This window comes from Rhodopila sp., assembly GCF_965277165.1.
GTDB lineage: Bacteria > Pseudomonadota > Alphaproteobacteria > Acetobacterales > Acetobacteraceae > Rhodopila.
On sequence record NZ_CBDICE010000005.1, the window covers coordinates 1,740,617 to 1,758,305 of the forward strand.

Annotated in this window: 15 protein-coding genes; 11 read left to right on the forward strand and 4 right to left on the reverse strand. The window is 65.2% G+C overall.

What is annotated here, in order from left to right; genetic code table 11:
- Nucleotides 1-15: 15 nt before the first annotated feature.
- From ACQY4Y_RS08745 to ACQY4Y_RS08755, 3 genes are read right to left on the reverse strand one after another with little or no spacing between them, the layout of a single operon-like run.
- A complete protein-coding gene (locus ACQY4Y_RS08745; protein WP_428490160.1) occupies nucleotides 16-219 on the reverse strand; it encodes a hypothetical protein in 204 nt (67 codons plus the stop codon).
- A 54-nt stretch (nucleotides 220-273) separates the two neighbouring features.
- A complete protein-coding gene (locus tag ACQY4Y_RS08750) occupies nucleotides 274-2,256 on the reverse strand; it encodes a hydantoinase B/oxoprolinase family protein (RefSeq protein ID WP_428490161.1) in 1,983 nt (660 codons plus the stop codon).
- A 5-nt stretch (nucleotides 2,257-2,261) separates the two neighbouring features.
- Entirely contained in the window at nucleotides 2,262-4,286 is a 2,025-nt protein-coding gene (locus ACQY4Y_RS08755; RefSeq protein ID WP_428490162.1) for a hydantoinase/oxoprolinase family protein, read from the reverse strand.
- Nucleotides 4,287-4,671: 385 nt separating this feature from the next.
- Between ACQY4Y_RS08755 and ACQY4Y_RS08760 the strand changes: the two genes are divergently transcribed.
- From ACQY4Y_RS08760 to ACQY4Y_RS08810, 11 genes are all read left to right on the forward strand, one after another.
- Complete coding sequence (locus ACQY4Y_RS08760) at nucleotides 4,672-5,886, forward strand: ABC transporter substrate-binding protein (RefSeq protein WP_428490163.1); 1,215 nt, start codon at nucleotides 4,672-4,674, stop codon at nucleotides 5,884-5,886.
- 65 nt (nucleotides 5,887-5,951) lie between these two features.
- The gene (locus ACQY4Y_RS08765; protein ID WP_428490164.1) at nucleotides 5,952-6,686 is read left to right on the forward strand and encodes an ABC transporter ATP-binding protein; all 735 of its coding nucleotides are present in this window, start codon (nucleotides 5,952-5,954) and stop codon (nucleotides 6,684-6,686) included.
- On the forward strand, nucleotides 6,683-7,447 hold the full coding sequence (locus ACQY4Y_RS08770) for an ABC transporter ATP-binding protein (protein ID WP_428490165.1): 765 nt from the start codon (nucleotides 6,683-6,685) through the stop codon (nucleotides 7,445-7,447). The genes ACQY4Y_RS08765 and ACQY4Y_RS08770 overlap by 4 nt, the downstream gene beginning before the upstream one ends.
- A complete protein-coding gene (locus ACQY4Y_RS08775) occupies nucleotides 7,444-8,358 on the forward strand; it encodes a branched-chain amino acid ABC transporter permease (protein ID WP_428490166.1) in 915 nt (304 codons plus the stop codon). The genes ACQY4Y_RS08770 and ACQY4Y_RS08775 overlap by 4 nt, the downstream gene beginning before the upstream one ends.
- On the forward strand, nucleotides 8,355-9,434 hold the full coding sequence (locus ACQY4Y_RS08780) for a branched-chain amino acid ABC transporter permease (RefSeq protein ID WP_428490167.1): 1,080 nt from the start codon (nucleotides 8,355-8,357) through the stop codon (nucleotides 9,432-9,434). The genes ACQY4Y_RS08775 and ACQY4Y_RS08780 overlap by 4 nt, the downstream gene beginning before the upstream one ends.
- 5 nt (nucleotides 9,435-9,439) lie before the next feature.
- Entirely contained in the window at nucleotides 9,440-10,372 is a 933-nt protein-coding gene (locus tag ACQY4Y_RS08785) for an aminotransferase class IV (protein ID WP_428490168.1), read from the forward strand.
- Nucleotides 10,369-12,390, forward strand: a complete 2,022-nt coding sequence (locus ACQY4Y_RS08790; protein ID WP_428490169.1) for a hydantoinase/oxoprolinase family protein — start codon at nucleotides 10,369-10,371, stop codon at nucleotides 12,388-12,390. The genes ACQY4Y_RS08785 and ACQY4Y_RS08790 overlap by 4 nt, the downstream gene beginning before the upstream one ends.
- 21 nt (nucleotides 12,391-12,411) lie before the next feature.
- Nucleotides 12,412-14,109 (forward strand): hydantoinase B/oxoprolinase family protein, encoded by a 1,698-nt coding sequence (locus ACQY4Y_RS08795; protein WP_428490170.1) that lies wholly within the window; start codon nucleotides 12,412-12,414, stop codon nucleotides 14,107-14,109.
- Between the two features lie 638 nt (nucleotides 14,110-14,747).
- Nucleotides 14,748-15,965, forward strand: a complete 1,218-nt coding sequence (locus tag ACQY4Y_RS08800) for a hypothetical protein (RefSeq protein WP_428490171.1) — start codon at nucleotides 14,748-14,750, stop codon at nucleotides 15,963-15,965.
- A 127-nt stretch (nucleotides 15,966-16,092) separates the two neighbouring features.
- Nucleotides 16,093-16,317 carry a hypothetical protein gene (locus ACQY4Y_RS08805; protein ID WP_428490172.1) on the forward strand — a complete coding sequence of 75 codons (225 nt, stop codon included), beginning with the start codon at nucleotides 16,093-16,095 and terminating at the stop codon, nucleotides 16,315-16,317.
- 465 nt (nucleotides 16,318-16,782) lie between these two features.
- The gene (locus ACQY4Y_RS08810) at nucleotides 16,783-17,052 is read left to right on the forward strand and encodes an HU family DNA-binding protein (RefSeq protein WP_428490173.1); all 270 of its coding nucleotides are present in this window, start codon (nucleotides 16,783-16,785) and stop codon (nucleotides 17,050-17,052) included.
- 280 nt (nucleotides 17,053-17,332) lie between these two features.
- On the opposite strand, the gene ACQY4Y_RS08815 is transcribed toward ACQY4Y_RS08810, so the two are convergent.
- The gene (locus ACQY4Y_RS08815) at nucleotides 17,333-17,662 is read right to left on the reverse strand and encodes a hypothetical protein (protein ID WP_428490174.1); all 330 of its coding nucleotides are present in this window, start codon (nucleotides 17,660-17,662) and stop codon (nucleotides 17,333-17,335) included.
- Nucleotides 17,663-17,689 lie beyond the last annotated feature (27 nt).

A 17,689-nucleotide genomic window follows, 5' to 3' on the forward strand; every position in this document is an offset into this window, starting at 1 on the left:
GCGTTGCCGGCACGGTCAACCGGCGTCCAGATCCGACCGCCAGTGGACTGCCGAGGCGTTCACCTCGACCATGAAATCGACGAACGCCCGAACCGCGGGGGCGAGCTCGGGCCGGGTTGGAAACATGATGCTGACCTCGGTCGCAATGCCGGCGGCGCGATCGGGGGCTTCCACAGCGAGAGCGCGATGGTGGACGACGCGCGGCTGGATCGGCGGCAAACCCGATGGCTCGCCGGTGCGCCGGCGCTTCGGGTGATCGACTGACGATGCGCCCTATCCCCGGTCCCAGAAAGCAGCCGATCGGCGCTGCATCATGGCGCGGAACTGCTCGGTGGACTTCGGTAGCAACGCTCCGCTGTCCCAGTCCAGCACCACGCCATACTGCCGGATCACGTCCATCGCATCCAGTTCGCCGGCGCGAAAGCTTGCGGCGACCGTTTCCGGGTCCGCCGCCAGCCAGCCATGCCGGCCCGCGCGGATCTCGCCGCGTCTGGCCTCCGTCGCGGCCTCGTCCACCTGATACTCCGCCAACTCGGCATCGACCGCGCGGATCACCACGCCATAATCCTTCGCCGCCCGCTCGATCGAGACATACCCATCGGCCACGTCGTCACACACCAAGGCGGGTTTGCGCAGCAGCGGATCGCCGAAGCCGCCGCCGCCCGCCGTCGGGCGGCTGAACGCGTCGCCAGATTCGAGCTTGACGTCGGAAAACACCGAACCCAGCCAGTCCGGCCGCGACGCACCACCGCGGGTCAAGCTCAGGCCGTGCGGCATCGACGGCAGACCGCCCTCGATGCCCCAGACCACCGCACGTTCGCGGTCGCAGATGTAGGAGATGACGGTCCCCTCCGCCTCACGCAGCAGCGTGCTCTTGCGCACGCCCGCCCCGCCGCGCCACTGGCCGGGACCCGGGCTATCGGTCAGCACCTCGAACTCGGTGGTCAGCATCGGGCAGTTGCGCTCCTGTCCTTCCACCGGCTGCGATTGCAATCCGGTGCCGAAACAGGCGGTGGTGACGTTGGCCCCGTCCTTGCCATTGCGCCCGCCCCAGCCGCCCGGCAGCCAGTCGTAGAACATGAAGATCGGCTTGCCGTCGGACCGCAGGTCGCGTCCGCCGGTCAGCAGGTATTCCAGGTTGAAGGCACAGGCGATCGCTCGCTCCGGCATGATCTTCGACCAGATTTCGTAGATCGAGTTCATGATCTTCTCGAACGGCATCAGGAACCCGGTCACCGCGACCGGCCACCTGGCGTTGACGATGGTGTCCGGCGGCGCGATCACCTCGATCGGCCGGTAGAAGCCGGAATTCAGCGGCAGGTCCGGGAAGAACGTCTTCATCCCCGCCGCCACCGCCGAGAACGTCGCCCCGAACGCCGAGTTGTACAGCGACCCGATGCAAGGATGGCTGCCGCTCAGGTCATAGATCACCCGATCGCCGGAGATCGTCATCTTGACCTTGATCGGGATCATGCCCTCGCCCGCCGAGGGATCACGGTCGATGAAATCCTGCGTCTCCCAGGTGCCGTCGGGCAGCGCCAGCAGCCGCTGGCGCAGGATACGCTCGACATAATTCTGCACGTCGGCAAAACCGGCAACGACGGTGTCCTCGCCATACTTGTCGACCAGGCGCAGGATTTCCCGCTCGCAGACCGCGGTCGCCGCCGCTTGCGATTGCATATCGCCGATGATCGAGGCCGGATCGCGCGTGTTGCTGGCAATCAGATGCGCGACGTCATTGCGGAACACGCCTTTGTCCCACAGCCGAACCGGAGTGATGCGCAGGCCTTCGCGGAACATTTCGGTGGCGCGGACATCGAACGACCCGGGCACGCTGCCGCCGACATCGGACCAGTGGCCGTTGGACTGGCTGAACGCGATCACCTTGCCGCCGGAGAAAATCGGCCGGATCAGCCGCACATCGGGAAAATGCGTGCCACCTGCGTAAGGATCGTTGATGGCGAATACGTCGCCCGGGTGCATGTCCTTGCCGAAGAAGCGAATCACGTCCTTGCAGGTCCAGTGCAAGGTGCCGACATGGACGGCGATGTCGGCGTTGCCCTGGGCAATCGAATCGCCATTCGCATCGTTCAGCGCATTCGAGAAATCCCGATTGTATATCACGAACGAATAGCATGTGCGGATCATCTGCTCGGCCATCTGGTCGACCGCGGTGATGAAGGAGTTCTTGAGCACCTCGAAGGTGACGGGATCAAGCGCCACGCCGGTCTCGCCCGGCAATGTGTCTGCACTCATGCTGCTCAGCTCCCCACCCGCATCACCAGATTGCCAAAACGATCAACCGTCATGCTGGCCCCCGGCGGCAGCACGGTGGTGGCGTCGAGCTGATCGATGATGGCCGGACCATCGATCTCGGCGCCTGCCGGTAGATCCGGGCGCCAGTAAACCGGCGTGTCATGCGGCGTTGCGTTGTCGAAATACACCGGCCGGCGGCTGGCTGGCTGCGGCATGGCGCCGCCCGGTTCGCTGGTCGCCAGAGCCACCTTCGGCACCAATCCGGTTGCCTTCAGGTTGAGCCGGAACAGGCTGACCGGGGCATCGTCGCGGCGGAAATTATATTCTCGCTCGTGCTGTTGGTGGAACGACGCCACCAGCGCTTCCATCGTGCTAATTTGTGGCGGAACCGTAACGCTCAACGAGCGCCACTGGCCCTGGTACATCATGTCCACGCTGCGCTGCATCACCATGTCGGTCGTCGCCACGCCTTCGTGCAGCAGCCGCTCCGCCGCCGTTGCCTCCAGCGTCGCAAACCTGTGCTGCAGGTCCGCCGGGTCGGTGGCCTCGGCCGGCTTCAGGTAGCTTTCGGCAAAATCGTGCTGCAGGTCCACCAGCAGGCAGCCCAGCGCCGAGGTGATGCCGGGGTTGGTGGGCACGATCACCACTGGGATCGACAGTTCCCTGGCAAGCGCCGCGCCGTGCAGCGCGCCGGCGCCGCCGAACGCGACAAGGGCGAAATCGCGGGGATCATAGCCGCGCGAGATCGAGATCAGCCGGACCGCGTCGGCCATGTTGGCATTGGCAACCCGGATGACGGCCTCCGCCGCCTGGTGTACCGAGACACCGAGTTGGTCGGCGACGCCGGTACGCACGGCCTGCTCGGCCAGTTTCGCATCTAGCTTAATGCTGCCACCCGCCAGGCCGGTTCCCAGCCGACCCAGCACGATATTGGCATCCGTGTTGGTCGGCACGGTATTGCCGCCACCGTAGCAAGCCGGACCCGGATGGGCGCCAGCGGATTGCGGGCCGTTCTTCAGCGCCCCGTCCTCGATGCGGGCCAGCGACCCACCGCCGGCGCCGATGGTCAGCACCTCGATACTGGGAAAGCGGATCGGGTAGCCGAACTCAATCCCCCAGTCCTTGGTCACGCGTGACTGGCCTTCATAGGCCAGTGACACGTCGCAACTGGTGCCGCCCATATCCAGGCCGATCGAGTTGGCGAAGCCGCACAGCCCGGCGATGTGGCGCGAGGCAATGGCTCCCGCCGCGATGCCGGACCCGGCAATCCTGGCGGCGAAGTCGCGCACGCTCGAGGGCGTCATGACGCCGCCGCCGCTGTGCAGCAGCAGCAGGTCGGAGGCATATCCGCCGGCCCGCAGGCGATCGCTCAGGCGCTCGACATAGGCCCCGGCAACCGGACTGAGCACGGCATTGACGACAGTAGTGGAAAACCGCTCGTGTTCGAAGATTTCTGGTAGCACTTCCGAAGAAATCGATATCGGAACGCCGGGCAGTTCGCGCAGCAGGATGTCGCGCATGGCGCGTTCGTGCGCACCGTTCATGAATGCGTTCATGAAGCAAACGGCGACCGCGGCAACCTGCCTTTTGCGCAATATGCGGGCCAGTTCCAGCGCTTCCGCCTGATCCAGCTTGGTCACGACGACGCCGGCCGCATCGATCCGTTCGGAAATCGGCAGGCGGTCGCGGCGTGGAATATAAGGCCGCGCGACATCCTTGTAGGCGTCCCACAGATCTTCCTTGTTGGCTCGACGAATTTCGATGACGTCGCGAAACCCGCGGGTGCAGATCATGGCGACGCGCGGCAGCCGGCGGGTGATCAGCGCGTTGGTCGCCACCGTGGTGCCGTGCGACAACAGTGCAATGTCGCGCAGTTGCACGCCGGCTTCGCTCAGTCCGGTCATGAAGCCGTCGATCGGATCCGGCGTGGTTGGGGTTTTCGCAACGTGCATCCTGCCGCTGACTTCGTCCAAGGCACAGACATCGGTGAAAGTTCCGCCAATATCGATTGCCACACGTAGGCTGCCCATCCGGTCCGCTCCTCCGCTGCCAAGCACTCTGCTTTAGCGCGATGCATTTGTATTGAAGGCGCGCAAACGGTCAACCGTCCCGTCCGAGCGACCCCGGCTGCTTACAACGACGGCAACTGCTTCAGCGACAAGCGCGCAAATGCCGCCAGGCGGTGCAGCATCGAAAGTCGCGTTTTCATAACGTATTGGTTGCGAAAACACGGCCGGCGCGGCTGCTTCGTCCTGGCGGCTGTTTGCACCCGCGACAAAACCATCCGGCAAACTTCGCCGGCCTGGCGGCCGCCGGCCGCCTGCATGGCACAGCCCTTGCAGCCCGTTTGATCAGGGAAGTGGCCTCCGCTGAAGCGCACCGCAACTTCTCAAAGACGTGTTGTAGGAGTTTGGCGTGAAACTATCACCGGTCCGCTGGGCAATGGCGATTGTTACTGGATCGATACTTGCGGGTTTGCCGGCCCGCCTGCACGCGGCGGATAATGATATCGTCCTCGGCTTCGCGGTTGCGCAGTCCGGCGGGATGGAGGCCTACGACGGCGACGCCACCAGAATGGCGGGGCTGTGGATCGACCAGACGAACGCCAAAGGCGGCCTGCTCGGAAAACAGCTGAAGGCGGTCTACGCCGACACCAAGAGTGACCGGGTCGAGGGCACGCGGGCCGGCCAGGAAATGGTGCATGACGGGGCAAAGGTGGTGTTTGTCACCGCCGATTATGACTACGGCGCGCCGGCCGCCCTGCAGGCCCAAAAGGCCGGTGTGATCTCGGTATTCCTGGGCGCATCCGACCCCAAGGCCGGCGTGATCGGGGTTGGCCCGTACTCCTTCACGGCGGAGAAGGCCGGACAGCTCGAAGGGGCCACGGTCGCGGAGTGGGGATACGAAAAGAAGGGTTACCGCACCGCCTACGTACTGCTGGATGATGCCATCGAATATGACAAGTCGGTCTGCGCCGGCTTCGACTGGGCGTTCGCAAAGGAAGGCGGCAAGATCGTCGGCCACGACACCTTCAAGAACGCCGATCCGTCCATCGGCTCGCAGGTGACACGGCTGTCCAACGCGATCCGGGACCACAAGGTGGATGCCCTGATGCTGTGCACCTACCAGCCCGGTGGCGCCAGCGCGGTGCGGCAATTGCGCTCCGCCGGCATCAACCTGCCGATCCTGAACGGCTCGTCGATGGACGGAACCTACTGGATCAGCGCGGTCCCCGGGCTGAAAGACTTCTATGTGCCCGTGCAGGCGCTGGCGAATGGCGATCCGCGGCCAGCGGTGGCGCAGTTGACGAAGGATTACACCGCGAAATACGGCAAGCCACCGACCACGCAGTATGCCTACCCGATTTATGCCTGGCTGCAGCTCTGGGCCAAGGCGGTGACCGAGGCGAAAACCACGGACGCCAAGCCGGTGGTGGCAATCATGGAAAAATTCCAAAACGAGCCGACCGTGCTTGGACCCCGCACCTTCACACCGAAGCTGCACATCCAGACCCGCATTCCGCTGACCATCACCGACACCGCCAACGGCAAGCAGGTTCCGGTGCAAGACTGGCGCATCAAGGAAGACATACCCCCGGCCGTACTGTACCGGTTGAAGAAGGCCTCCTGATCCTGGAAGACGGAACAACGACGCAGGATGCTTCGCTCAGCCTGCTGACCGACCGTCCCGACGTCGTGGGGCAACCCCAGGCGGCGGAGCTGACAGCGGAAAAGCTGGAAGTCCGTTTCGGCGGCGTGGCCGCGGTCTCCGACGTTACGTTGACGGTCAGGCGGCACGAGGTGTTCGGGCTGATCGGCCCGAACGGCGCCGGCAAAACCACGCTGGTCAACTGCCTGACCGGCTTCCAGCGCCCGACCGCCGGCCGGGTTCTGCTCGGTGGCGATCCGACCGACGGCTGGTCGCCGGACAAGTTCCGCAAGCAAGGCGTGGCCCGCAGCTTCCAGGCGGGCCGCCTGTTCCGCGACATGAGCGTACTGGAAAACATCGAAGTCACCGCCGTCGGCCTGGGTCTCAGCCGGCGCAGCGCGGCGGAGCGGGCGATGGCGATGCTCGACTGGATCGGCCTGGCCGAGCAGGCGCACCGTATCGCCGGAACCCTGGCCTACACCGATGAACGCCGGGTCGGCATCGCCCGAGCGCTGATCCTGTCCCCGGCGTTCATTCTGCTGGACGAGCCGGCGGCCGGCATGTCGGACGCCGAATGCGAAGGTCTGGCCGAGTGGGTCGCCACCATCCCGCGCCGCTTCGACTGCGGCGTCCTGCTGATCGAGCACAACATGCACGTCATCATGGGCGTGTGCGACCGCATCCACGTGCTCGACGGCGGCCGCACCCTGGCCGAAGGCCGGCCCACCGAGATCCAGGACAACCCCGAGGTGATCGCCGCCTATCTGGGGATGGAGCCATGAGCGCGATGCTGGACCTGCACGACGTGGAGGTGCGCTACGGCCGGCTGGTGGCACTGCGCGGCCTGACCATGGAGGTGCGCCAGGGCGAGGTCGTCTGTCTGATCGGGCCGAACGGCGCCGGCAAGTCCACCACCCTGGCGGCCATCGCCGGCGGTGTCGCCCGAACCACCGGGTCGATCCGCTTTCACGGCACCGAATTGCCGGCGCGCAAGCCGGAGCGGATTGCCAGGTTGGGTCTGTCGCTGGTGCCGGAAGGACGCCATGTCTTCGGCACCCTGAGCGTCGAGGAGAACCTGCGGATCGGCGGCTACATGCGGCCCAGCGCAAAGCAGGCCTCTGCCGCGCTGGAGCGGATAGCCAACTATTTTCCGCAACTGAAGGAGCGCTGGCGCTCGCCCGCAGCGCGGCTGTCGGGCGGCGAGCAGCAGATGCTGTCGATCGGCCGCGCCCTGATGACCGGGCCAAAGCTGATGATGGTGGACGAGCCTTCGCTCGGCCTGGCGCCGCGCATTGTCGATAGCGTTTACGAGATCCTGCTGGAACTGCGACGCCAGGAGGGACTGACCCTGCTGATCAACGAGCAGAGCTCGCATCGCATCCTGCGCTTCGCCGACCGCATCTACGTCATTCGCAACGGTGGCATCAAGCTGCACGGCGCTGCCTCGGCGCTGCAGGACGGGGAAGCCATCAAGTCGGCCTATTTCGGCTTTGGTGTGGCCCCGACGCCGGTTGGTGCCAGCGAAGAGGAAGCGACGGCTTGATCGACTTCGTGCAGAACCTGATCGACGCATTGAGCCTGGGCAGCCTGTATGCGCTGGTGGCACTGGGGATCGGACTGCTGTTCGGCATTCTGCGGCTGGTGAATTTCGCGCATGGCGATTTCATCACGCTGGGCGCCTATGCACTGATCATCCCATCGTCGAATGTGGTGGCAAAGATGTTCATCGGCGCCTGGAATTGGGCTTTGCTGATCCCCGCGGTCTGCGCCATCGTTGTTCTTGTGGCGTTGTTGACCGACGTGCTGGTGTTCCGGCCGTTGCGACGCACCAGCGCGCCGACGTTGATGATCGCATCATTCGCGGTCAGCTACATGATCCAGAACGGCGTGCTGATGGCCTATGGCGCCCGACCCAAATCGGCCAACCTGTGGCCCGGGCTGACAGCGCAAATCATGATGGCTGGCCTGCGGGTGCCGCTGCTGCAGGTGGTGACGATCATCACGACACTTGTCCTGATGGGACTGCTGACATTGTTCCTCTACCGCACGCGCTGGGGGGTGCAGATGCGCGCGGCGGCGGAGGATTTCCGCATGGCCCAATACCTTGGCGTACGCGGCAATTTCGTCATCGGGCTGGCGTTCGCGGTCAGCGGCGTGCTGGCGGCGGCTGTGTCGCTGCTGTTCCTGGCTCAGACCGGGTCGCTCAGCAACGTCATGGGCGTGCCGCTGGCGCTGTTCGCCTTCGTGGCCGTCGTCGTGGGCGGCATGGGCAGCCTGCCGGGCGCGGTGGCGGGTGGCTTCCTGGTGGGATTCGTCATCATCATGCTGCAGGCCTACCTGCCGTCCGATCTGCGGGTGTTTCGCGACGCCTTCGCGTTTGCCTTCGTCATCCTGGTGCTGTTGCTGCGGCCGTCCGGCCTGATCCCGTCCCGCACCCTCGTGGAGCGGGTGTGAGAGGCGTCCTGCGCGGGCTGGCGACGCCGCTGCTGCTGATTGCGGCGGTCGCCGTGGTGACCCTCATTGGCGTGCTCGGTGGCGACCAGATCCAGACCTCGTTGGTCGAGATGCTGATCCGCATGGTCGTCGTGGTTGGCATGTGGGTGTTCATCGGCAACTCCGGGGTGATCTCGTTTGGCCATATCGGCTTCATGTGCATCGGCGCCTATGCCGCGGCGTGGGCGACAGTGGACCCGAACTGGAAGAGCATCATGCTGACCGGGCTGCCGGATGCGCTGCAGAACAACCAGTATCCGATTCCGGTCGGCATCGCCGGCGCTGCCGTATTGGCTGCCGTCGTGGCGTTGCTGCTGGGGGCGGCGATCATGCGGCTGTCCGGCATCGCCGCCTCGATTGCCACCTTTGCATTCCTGATGATCATCAACAGCGTCTACTCGAACTGGGATTCGGTGACCGCCGGCACCAGCTCGATCATCGGCATTCCAACAGTGGTCGGACCGTGGCTGGCATTCGGCTTCGCCGCCGCCGCGATCCTGGTGGCGCATCTGTTCGCGGTTTCCAGGATCGGGCTGATGCTGCGAGCCTCCCGCGACGACGAGGTTGCGGCCAAGGCTTCGGCGGTGAACGTCCTGCGCGTCCGGCTGCTGGCGTTTGTGCTGAGTGCCGCCATCGTTGGCGCAGGCGGGGCGATCTGGGGGCATTTCCTGGGTATTCTGACCGCCGACACGTTCTATCTGAGCCTGTCCTTCATTACCTTGGCGATGCTGGTCGTGGGAGGGCTGGGGAGCCTGAGCGGCGCCGTCCTGGGTGTGGTTTTGGTTACCGTCGTGGTGGAAGTCCTGCGCCGGCTCGAGCAGGGTGTGCCGATCGGGTCCGCCACCTTCGTGCTGCCGGAGGGCAGCCAGGAATTGGGGCTGGGTCTGGTGCTGGCGCTGATCATGATTTTCCGCCCCAACGGAATAGCCGCGGGTCGGGATCTGGTCTGGCCGCGCCGCTGGACACGCGCCGGGCGTGTCAAGCCGCGGGTCGTGCCGGAAAGGCGAACGGCCGAAATAGAAGCGAGCGGGCATTGATCGCGATGGCGCAATCGCGGTTCGCCAGTGGGGTGGCTTATGTGGATGGCCGGGTCACGCCGCTGGCCGAGGCCTGCATTCCGCTGACCGACTACGGCTACCGGCGGTCCGACGCGACCTATGATGTTGTCAGCGTCTGCAACGGCGCGTTCTTCCGGCTGGACGACCACCTTGCGCGGTTTCGCGCCTCGATGCAGGCGCTGCGGCTCGATCCCGAACTGAGTGACGGCGATATTCGCGCCATCCTGATCCGGCTGGTGCGGCTGTCAGCCCTGCGCGAGGCCTATGTCGCGATGGACTGCCTGCGCGGTGCGCCAAAGACCGGATTGCCGCCGCATCCGTTGAACTGCCGGAACTACCTGGCGGCATTCGCCCGCCCCTATGTGTCGGTTATCTCGCCGGAGGCGCAGGCGCGGGGCGCGCATCTGATCGTCGCCGAGGTGCCGCGGATACCGGAGGCCTCGATCGACCCGACGGTGAAGAATTTCCACTGGGGCGACCTCACCCAGGCATTGTTCCAGGCGCATGATTGTGGCGCGGACACCGCCGTGCTGGCGGACTCGGCCGGAATGGTCACCGAGGGTCCGGGCTTCAACGTGTTCAGCGTCACCGACAACGTCGTTTCTACACCGGATCGTGGTGCGCTCGCGGGCATTACCCGAATGTCGGTCATCGAGCTATGCGCCGAGCTTGGGCTGCGCTGCGAGGTTCGGCCGGTGGCGGTGGCTGAATTGCGCGCCGCCGATGAGCTGTTGATCTGCACCACGGCGGGCGGCGTGATGCCGGTATCGCGGCTGGATGGTCGTATCATGGGCAACGATCGTCCCGGCCCGATCTCGGCCACGCTGCGGGAACGCTACTGGAAGCGCCGAACCGAGGGCTGGCACGCCACGCCCGTCGATTACACGCCAGCCGATTATCAGGAGGCAGCGTCATGATGCGGCTGGGAATCGATGTCGGCGGCACCTTCACCGACTTCGTTGCTTACGACAGCACCACGTGCACATTGCGGGCCTGGAAGAACATGTCCACGCCGGCCGATCCGACCGAGGGCATCCTGACTGGTCTGAGCGATGCCCGGTCCGAGCAGCTGTCCGAGCTACGGCTGGGCACCACGGTGGTGACCAATGCTTTACTGGAGCGCAAGGGTGCGGTGGTCGGCTATGTCACGACCGAAGGCTTCCGCGATATTCCGTTCATCGGACGCGGCAACCGGCGCCATCACTATGACCTGGCCTGGGTCAAGCCGAAGCCTTTCCTGAAGCGCCGCCACGCCTATGAGGTCGCCGAACGCATCGGCGCCAACGGCGCGGTGCTGACGCCGCTGAACGAGGACAGCGTGCGGGCCCTGGCGCGGCGGATGCGCGACGAGAATGAGGTCCAGGCGGTGGCGGTGATGCTGATGCACTCCTACATCGAACCGGCGCACGAGCGGCGCATCCGCGATATCTTCGCCGCCGAGATGGCAGACGTGCCGGTGTCGATCTCCTATGACGTGCTGCCGAAATGGAAGGAGCATTTCCGCTCCTCGACCACGCTGTGCGACGCCTACGTGAAGCCGATCGTTCGCCAACAGTTGGGATCCTTGCGGGCTCGGCTGGATGGTGCCGGGATCGCGGCGCCGATCGTGGTCATGCGGTCCAACGGCGGGGAGATGACGTTGGACGCGGCAGCCGCCTCGCCGATCCAGATGGCGGTGTCGGGGCCGACCGGCGGGGTCATCGCGGCGAAGCGGGTGGCCGGGCTGCTGGGGATCGAGAACGTGGTCACCTTGGACATGGGCGGCACGTCTACCGACGTCTCGACCATTGTCGGCGGGCAAGAGCGGTTCACCACCGATTTCGAGATCGAATGGGGCCGTCCGGTGCAGATCCCGATGATCGATATCCGCACCATCGGCGCCGGCGGCGGGTCGCTGGCCAGGGTCGATACCGGCGGGATGCTGGTGGTGGGGCCGCAAAGCGCCGGCGCGCGGCCCGGGCCGGCCTGCTATGGGCGCGGCGGCACCGAACCAACGGTGACCGACGCCAATGTCGTGCTGGGGCGAATCGCGGCGGACAATTTCCTCGGCGGCAGCATGAAGCTCGATCCGGCCGCGGCACGTGACGCTGTCGCCGGGCTGGCGGCGCAGGTGGGCATGGGCGTGGAGCAGACCGCGCTGGCGATCGTGCGCATAGCCAACAACACCATGGTGGGGGCGCTGCATACCTCGCTGACCGAGCAGGGGCTGGACCCGCGGGATTTTACCATCATGCCGTTCGGTGGAGCAGGGCCGCTGCATGTCTGCGACCTGATGCAGGAGGCCTCGGTCCGGCGCGCGGTAGTGCCGAACTTCCCCGGCCAGTTCTCCGCTTTCGGCTTCATCCTGGCGGACGCTCGGGTTGACCGGCACCGCACCGTGCAACTGTCGTCACGCGCCTTCGACGAGGCTCGTGCCGAGGCGGCGATGACGGACCTGGTGGCGGAGTGCCTGGACGACCTGCGCATGCAAGGACATGGCGATGACGTGACGATCCTGCGCAGCGTGGACATGCGTTATGCCGGGCAGAACTACGAGTTGAGCGTGCCGGTGAATGCCGGCAGTTTTCACCAGGACGACCGGGCGGCGTTGTGGGAGGCGTTCCACTCCCAGCATGCCGCGCGGTTCGGGTTCCGGCTGGGTGACGCGGTGGAAATCATAACCTTCATCGTCACCGCCACCGTTGCCACCGGCGCGGTCGAATTGCCGACCATCGCGAAGGCTTCGGCAGCGCCGGCGCAGGGGCAGCGGCGCAATGTCTGGTTCGAGGCGGGCTGGATCGAAACCCCGGTTTATGACCGAGGCAGCCTGCTGCACGGGCATGAACTGTCCGGACCGGGACTGGTCGAGGAGACCGCTTCGGTAACCGTGGTCGGGCCGGGTCATCGGCTTACCGTGGATGCCTACGGCAACCTGCACATTCTTGATGCTCGCTGATACTGGCAAGAGGTTCCTGGCATGGATATGGTCGCGCTGAACATCGCCGGCGGCATTCTGGTTTCGATCTGCCGCGATATGGGGGTGACGCTGATGCGCACGTCCTATTCGACCATTTTCAGTGAATCGCTGGACTTCACCTGTGGGCTGGCGCTACCGACCGGGGAGCTGATCGCGACCGGGGATTTCTGCCCGTCGATGATCGGCGGCCTGCCGCTGCTGCTGCGCTCCTGCGTGCAGGAGATTCCGCTGGATACGCTGCGACCGGGCGATGTGCTGGTGCACAACGATCCGTATCGCGGCGGGCTGCATACGCCGGAGCACACGTTCTTCAAGCCGGTCTTCGTCGACGGCGAGATCATGGGGTTCGCGGTATCCATCGGCCATGTCTGTGAAATCGGCGGCATGGCCCCCGCCGGCTTTGCCGGTGAGGCGACGGAGGTTTTCCACGAGGGATTGCGGGTGCCTCCGGTAAAGCTGATCCGCGAAGGCGTGGACGAGCCGGATATCTGGCGGCTGCTGCTGGCGAATGTGCGCACGCCCCGCTACAATTACGGCGATTTCCGCGCCTTGATCGCGGCCACCGATCTGGGCGAGCGGCGGATGGCGGACCTGGTGCGCAAGCACGGCAAAGCGCGGTTCGTCGAGCTCGGTCGCGAGTTGATGGCCTACTCCGAACGACGGATGCGGGCCGAGATCAGCAAGATTCCCGATGGCAAGTACGTGTTCGAAGACTTCATGGAGGATGACGGCATCGAAGACCGCGCCTATCGCATCCGTGCCACGGTTTTCGTGCAGGGTGACGAGCTGATCGTCGACTACAGCGGTAGTGACAAGCAGGCGAAGGGACCGATCAACGCGACGCTGGGGGTCGCGTGGGGTGCGTCCTACAATGCGGTATTGCAACTGACGGATTCGACGATCCCGAAGAATTCCGGCTGCTTTCGTCCGATCCGCGTGCTGGCCCCAGCCGGTACGATCGTCAATGTCAATTTCCCCGGGCCTTCGGTGGGTGGCAACACCGAGACACACTGCCGGATTGCCAATGTGGTGATGGGCGCGCTGGCGCCGGCGATGAAGGACCGTTCGGCGGCAACCGATGGGGCCAGCCACAGCAACTTCCTGTTCGGCGGCAACGATCCGGACACCGACGAGTTCTTCTGCTGCTACGACCTGACTCCGGTCGGCTGGGGCGGGCGCAGCTTCGCCGACGGCAACGACGCGGTGGGTGGTATCAACGGTAACTGCCCGCATACCCCGGTTGAGGTGTTCGAATACCGCTATCCCTGGCATGTCGAGGAATTCCGGCTGGTGGACGATTCCGGCGGGGCCGGCACGTTCCGCGGCGGTCTGGCACTGACCAAGACGGTGCGCGCAACGACCGCGCCGATGACGTTCTCCTACATGAGCGACCGGCAGAAGCTGAGTCCCTGGGGGCTGCATGGCGGACTGCCGGGGGCGAAAGCGGAGCTGCTGATGGCGCGCGACGGCAGCGAGGCGTGGCTGACGGTGACCCAGGCCTTCAACAAGACGTCACCGAGCAAGTTCGCGAATGTGCCGATCCGGCCGGGGGATCGGATCCGTATTGTCTCGCCCGCCGGGGGCGGCTGGGGGCCGCCGGAACACCGGGACCCGGCACGGGTGCTGGAGGATGTCCGGGAAGGATATGTCTCGGCCCAGCAAGCCCAAGCGGTTTATGGCGTGACGGTGGGCGATTAGCGCGCGATCGCTTTTGGTGGTACCACCAAAAGCGTGAATCGCCCGCTAAAACAATCGTTTGCTGGGCATTAGCGGTTCAACCTGAAGCGATAATGCCCAAGGGGGCGGCAGGATGCGATTTTCGCCGGAAGGGTATTATGTTGAACGTTACGTTAAATGTATGAATTGCGGGCTGTTGATCTACGACCAGGGCGTTCATGGGGCCGCCGGGAAGGGGCTGTTCTGCTCGGCATGGTGTGTGGCGTGGGATGAACAACGCCAGGCTGGGGTTGAGCATCCCATGCTGAAACTGCCGACAGACTGATTTCGGCGCGGTCCGCGACCTGATCTGGCCTTTTTTGGTCATGCGGCTCGCCGCCCGTCGCTAGGCTGGCGGGTAGCTGGGCTGGCGGGTCGCGCTGGAAATTCGGCGCGGTGGCTGGCGGCTGCTGCCGGCGGGTGCTCTGATCGCCGGGGCAACGGCCCCGCAGTCATCCCTGGAACACCCAATCCGCGACTGGATCCAGACCTGGAATTGGAAAACCCAACACAAGCGCTGACCTCTCGCACGCGTGATGCCGCACTGCGCAAATACCCAGCTTGACGGTCGGCTATAATACGGGGTGAATAACTTCCCTGTTATTGAGTTTCGATCTGAAATGGCCGCGCGCCCCGCTGACCCGGACTATCCCCCACTGAACGGTTTCCTGGCGCTGCTGGGCGGTCGAAGGTGGCAGGCGCGATTGACCGAGATCCGCGACCTCGCGGCGTCGGGCCGGCGGGCTGGTCAAGCGGTGCGCCAGCGGCACGCGGTGGAGCTCAGCCTGGAAAAGGTGCGCCGCCAGCCGGACGCCCCGCGATCCGCCGCTGAGTTGCTGCTGACCCGGATTGGTGCCGAACTCGCCGACATCGCCGCCGACCTGACGCCGCGCGGGCGCGATCGGCTGATCGAGCGGCTGCAGTTGGGGTTGTGCGGCGAGAATACGCTGATCCCGGTGTTCCACCTGGCGCGCACCGCGATGCTGCAGCGGTCGCGCGGGTTCAGCGTCAGCTTTCCGGGCCTGGACGAGGACGCGCCGCACGATCTGCTGATCCGGCGTGACGCGGTCGAGGCCGAGGTGGCGTGCGACGTTGTCACCGCCGAGGACGGCCGCGAGGTGCATCGCGGCGCCTGGTTCCGGCTGGCCGATCGAGTGGATCCCGATCTGCAGACCTGGCTTGCCGCCCATCCCGGCCGCTATCTGCTGAAGATGACGCTGCCGCTTGGCCTGCGCGGCGGTCTGCAGGACGGCCAGCCCGACGGCGAGGCACTGGGGCGGCTGCACCAGCGCATCCGCACCATGCTGACGACCCAGGCGCGGCAGGATCATGACGCGGCGATCGTGTTGCGGCTGGATCCGCTGCTGCTGGCCGGCGCCCAGGCCGAGGACATCGGCCTGGTGTCCTCGTTGCGCCAGGAGTTCGGACCCGAGGCGCACCTTTCGGTGACCACCGCGGGGACCGGGATCTTCGTGATGGCGGCGCGCGCCGGCCGGGAGAACGAGGTCGCGATCGCCATCCGCCGACGTTTGGCGGCGTTGTCGCCCACCCGGCTGACCGGCACCCGTCCCGGCATTCTGTCGGTGTTCGTGGAAGACACCGATCGATCCGAATGGCGCGGCCTGCGCGAACGGCTTGAACTGGAGGGGGAGGCCAGGCAGTTCTTGGTCAATCCCGAGGGGCGTCCAGTGGTCGCGGTCAGCTTCGTGTCCCGGCTGGAACTGTTCGGCGTCGGCGAACCCGACGCCGCGCCGGGCGGGGAGTTGCGGTTTCGCAATCCGGCCCACCCCGCGGCCGGGGTGGCGGCGCTGGCGCCGGCGGTGTTGTCGTCAGTGTGATCGGTCAAGCGATACGGAACGCCCCATGCCGCCTCATATCCCAGATAGCGCCCCGGTTGCGCCAGGATTGGAGTGATGATTGGCCTCGAGGCGCTGCGCGGTTAAGCGGGTTTTGACAGAGGTGAGCATGTCCAGTGCGGAATACAGCCAGAAACTCGACGAGCTGGACCGACTGTTGAATGACCCCGACGTGCCGATGCAGCCGGACCGGATCTGGTCCTTGCTGGCCGACGTATCCCGGCCCGAGACGACGGCGGTGACGGCGGTGGGCGGGTCCGCGATGGGCGAACCGGCGGATCGCTTGTTTCGTTCGCGCCGGCTCGATAAGCCATCTGAGCGAAATCTGACCTAAGCTTCCTCATTCCTTCAGCATGATGGCCGCTTGAGCGGAACGTTGTCCGCCGGGTGCGTCATGCGACAGGCAAACGGCCAGGCTTGGCCGGTGATCGCGCGCCCTGGTCCGTGGCGCCGGGACATCCGTGGCGACGGCCGCCGCAATGAGCCGCTGGCGCCGGGGCGCCGTACAGCGGTCTTGGTGACGCCGCGATTCCGGCCCATGCGCGCGCCAACGCCCGGTAGCCCATGGGCCGGCCGGTGCTGCAAAAAGCACTGCTGGCGACGCGGCGTTTTAGCATCGATGGGGTTTGGATAAGAGCCGGTCTGCGAAAAGATCACGATCTCGGAAATTTGCACACAAAATCCCAGATAAATTCGTTGTTCACGTGTAAATTTGTTGACCGATCGGCTAGTTCATTGCGAAAAACGATCCTTAGACAGATCAACGTCAGGTTTGATCTCGCACTCATAAGGAACGTGGATGTCAAAGGCATTTATCGCCAAGGTGCTTCAGCAATCGACCGAAGTGACCGGTGCGGCGGCCAATCGCGCGACCAATGATCTGATCCGCGAAATCGTCGGGCAATTGAAACGGACCGGGAAATTCACCCTTCCCAGCTTCGGCACGTTCACCGTGCGCAAGACCAAGGCGCGCAAGGCGCTCAACCCGCGGACCGGTGAATCGATCAGGGTCAAGGCCGGCAAGACGGTCCGGTTCAAGGCCTCGCCAGTGCTGAAGCGGGCGGTTTGACCATCGGGTCGTTGCATGCTGCGTTTGCTACCGGGTTGTTTGCCACCAGGACGGTGACACGCCCGCCGCAACCACGACTTGGTGTTTCATCGCTAGTAAGTAACGAGTCTGACTTTGTGCGCTAGCCCCGACATCGGCGTTGCCGAGGCGCCGCCAAGCAAGGCTTCCCCCAGGTGGGCATTGGCATTTCACAAAAGCCCGCTGTGCCACCGCATCCTTCTCGGGCGGCGGCTGCAATCAATCTCACGGCTCGTGCCGCTTGCCGCATCGGCAGGCCCCGTCACGGCGGCTCAAGCATCTCGTCGCCGATGATCAGCGGTCGCCGCTGCCGCAGAAATTCCGGCAATCCTGGAATATCCGAATAGGGCGGGTTCTGCCAGCGATGCGCCGCCCGCAGGCTCCCGACAACCTGGCAGAGCTGTATTTCGTACCCGGCTTCGTCCGCAACGCCCGCCCCCCGCAGCAGCGCGGCCAACTCGCCCGATGCTCTCTCATAAGCCTGATCCCCGTCTCCCCGTTGCCCGGTGACATGGCAATCAAGCAGCACCGCCCAAGCCTCGATCACGCGCTCCTGCGCAGCACGGAACCGCATCATCAGCTCTTCGCTCATGGTCCACCTCCACCATCACCGAGAGCA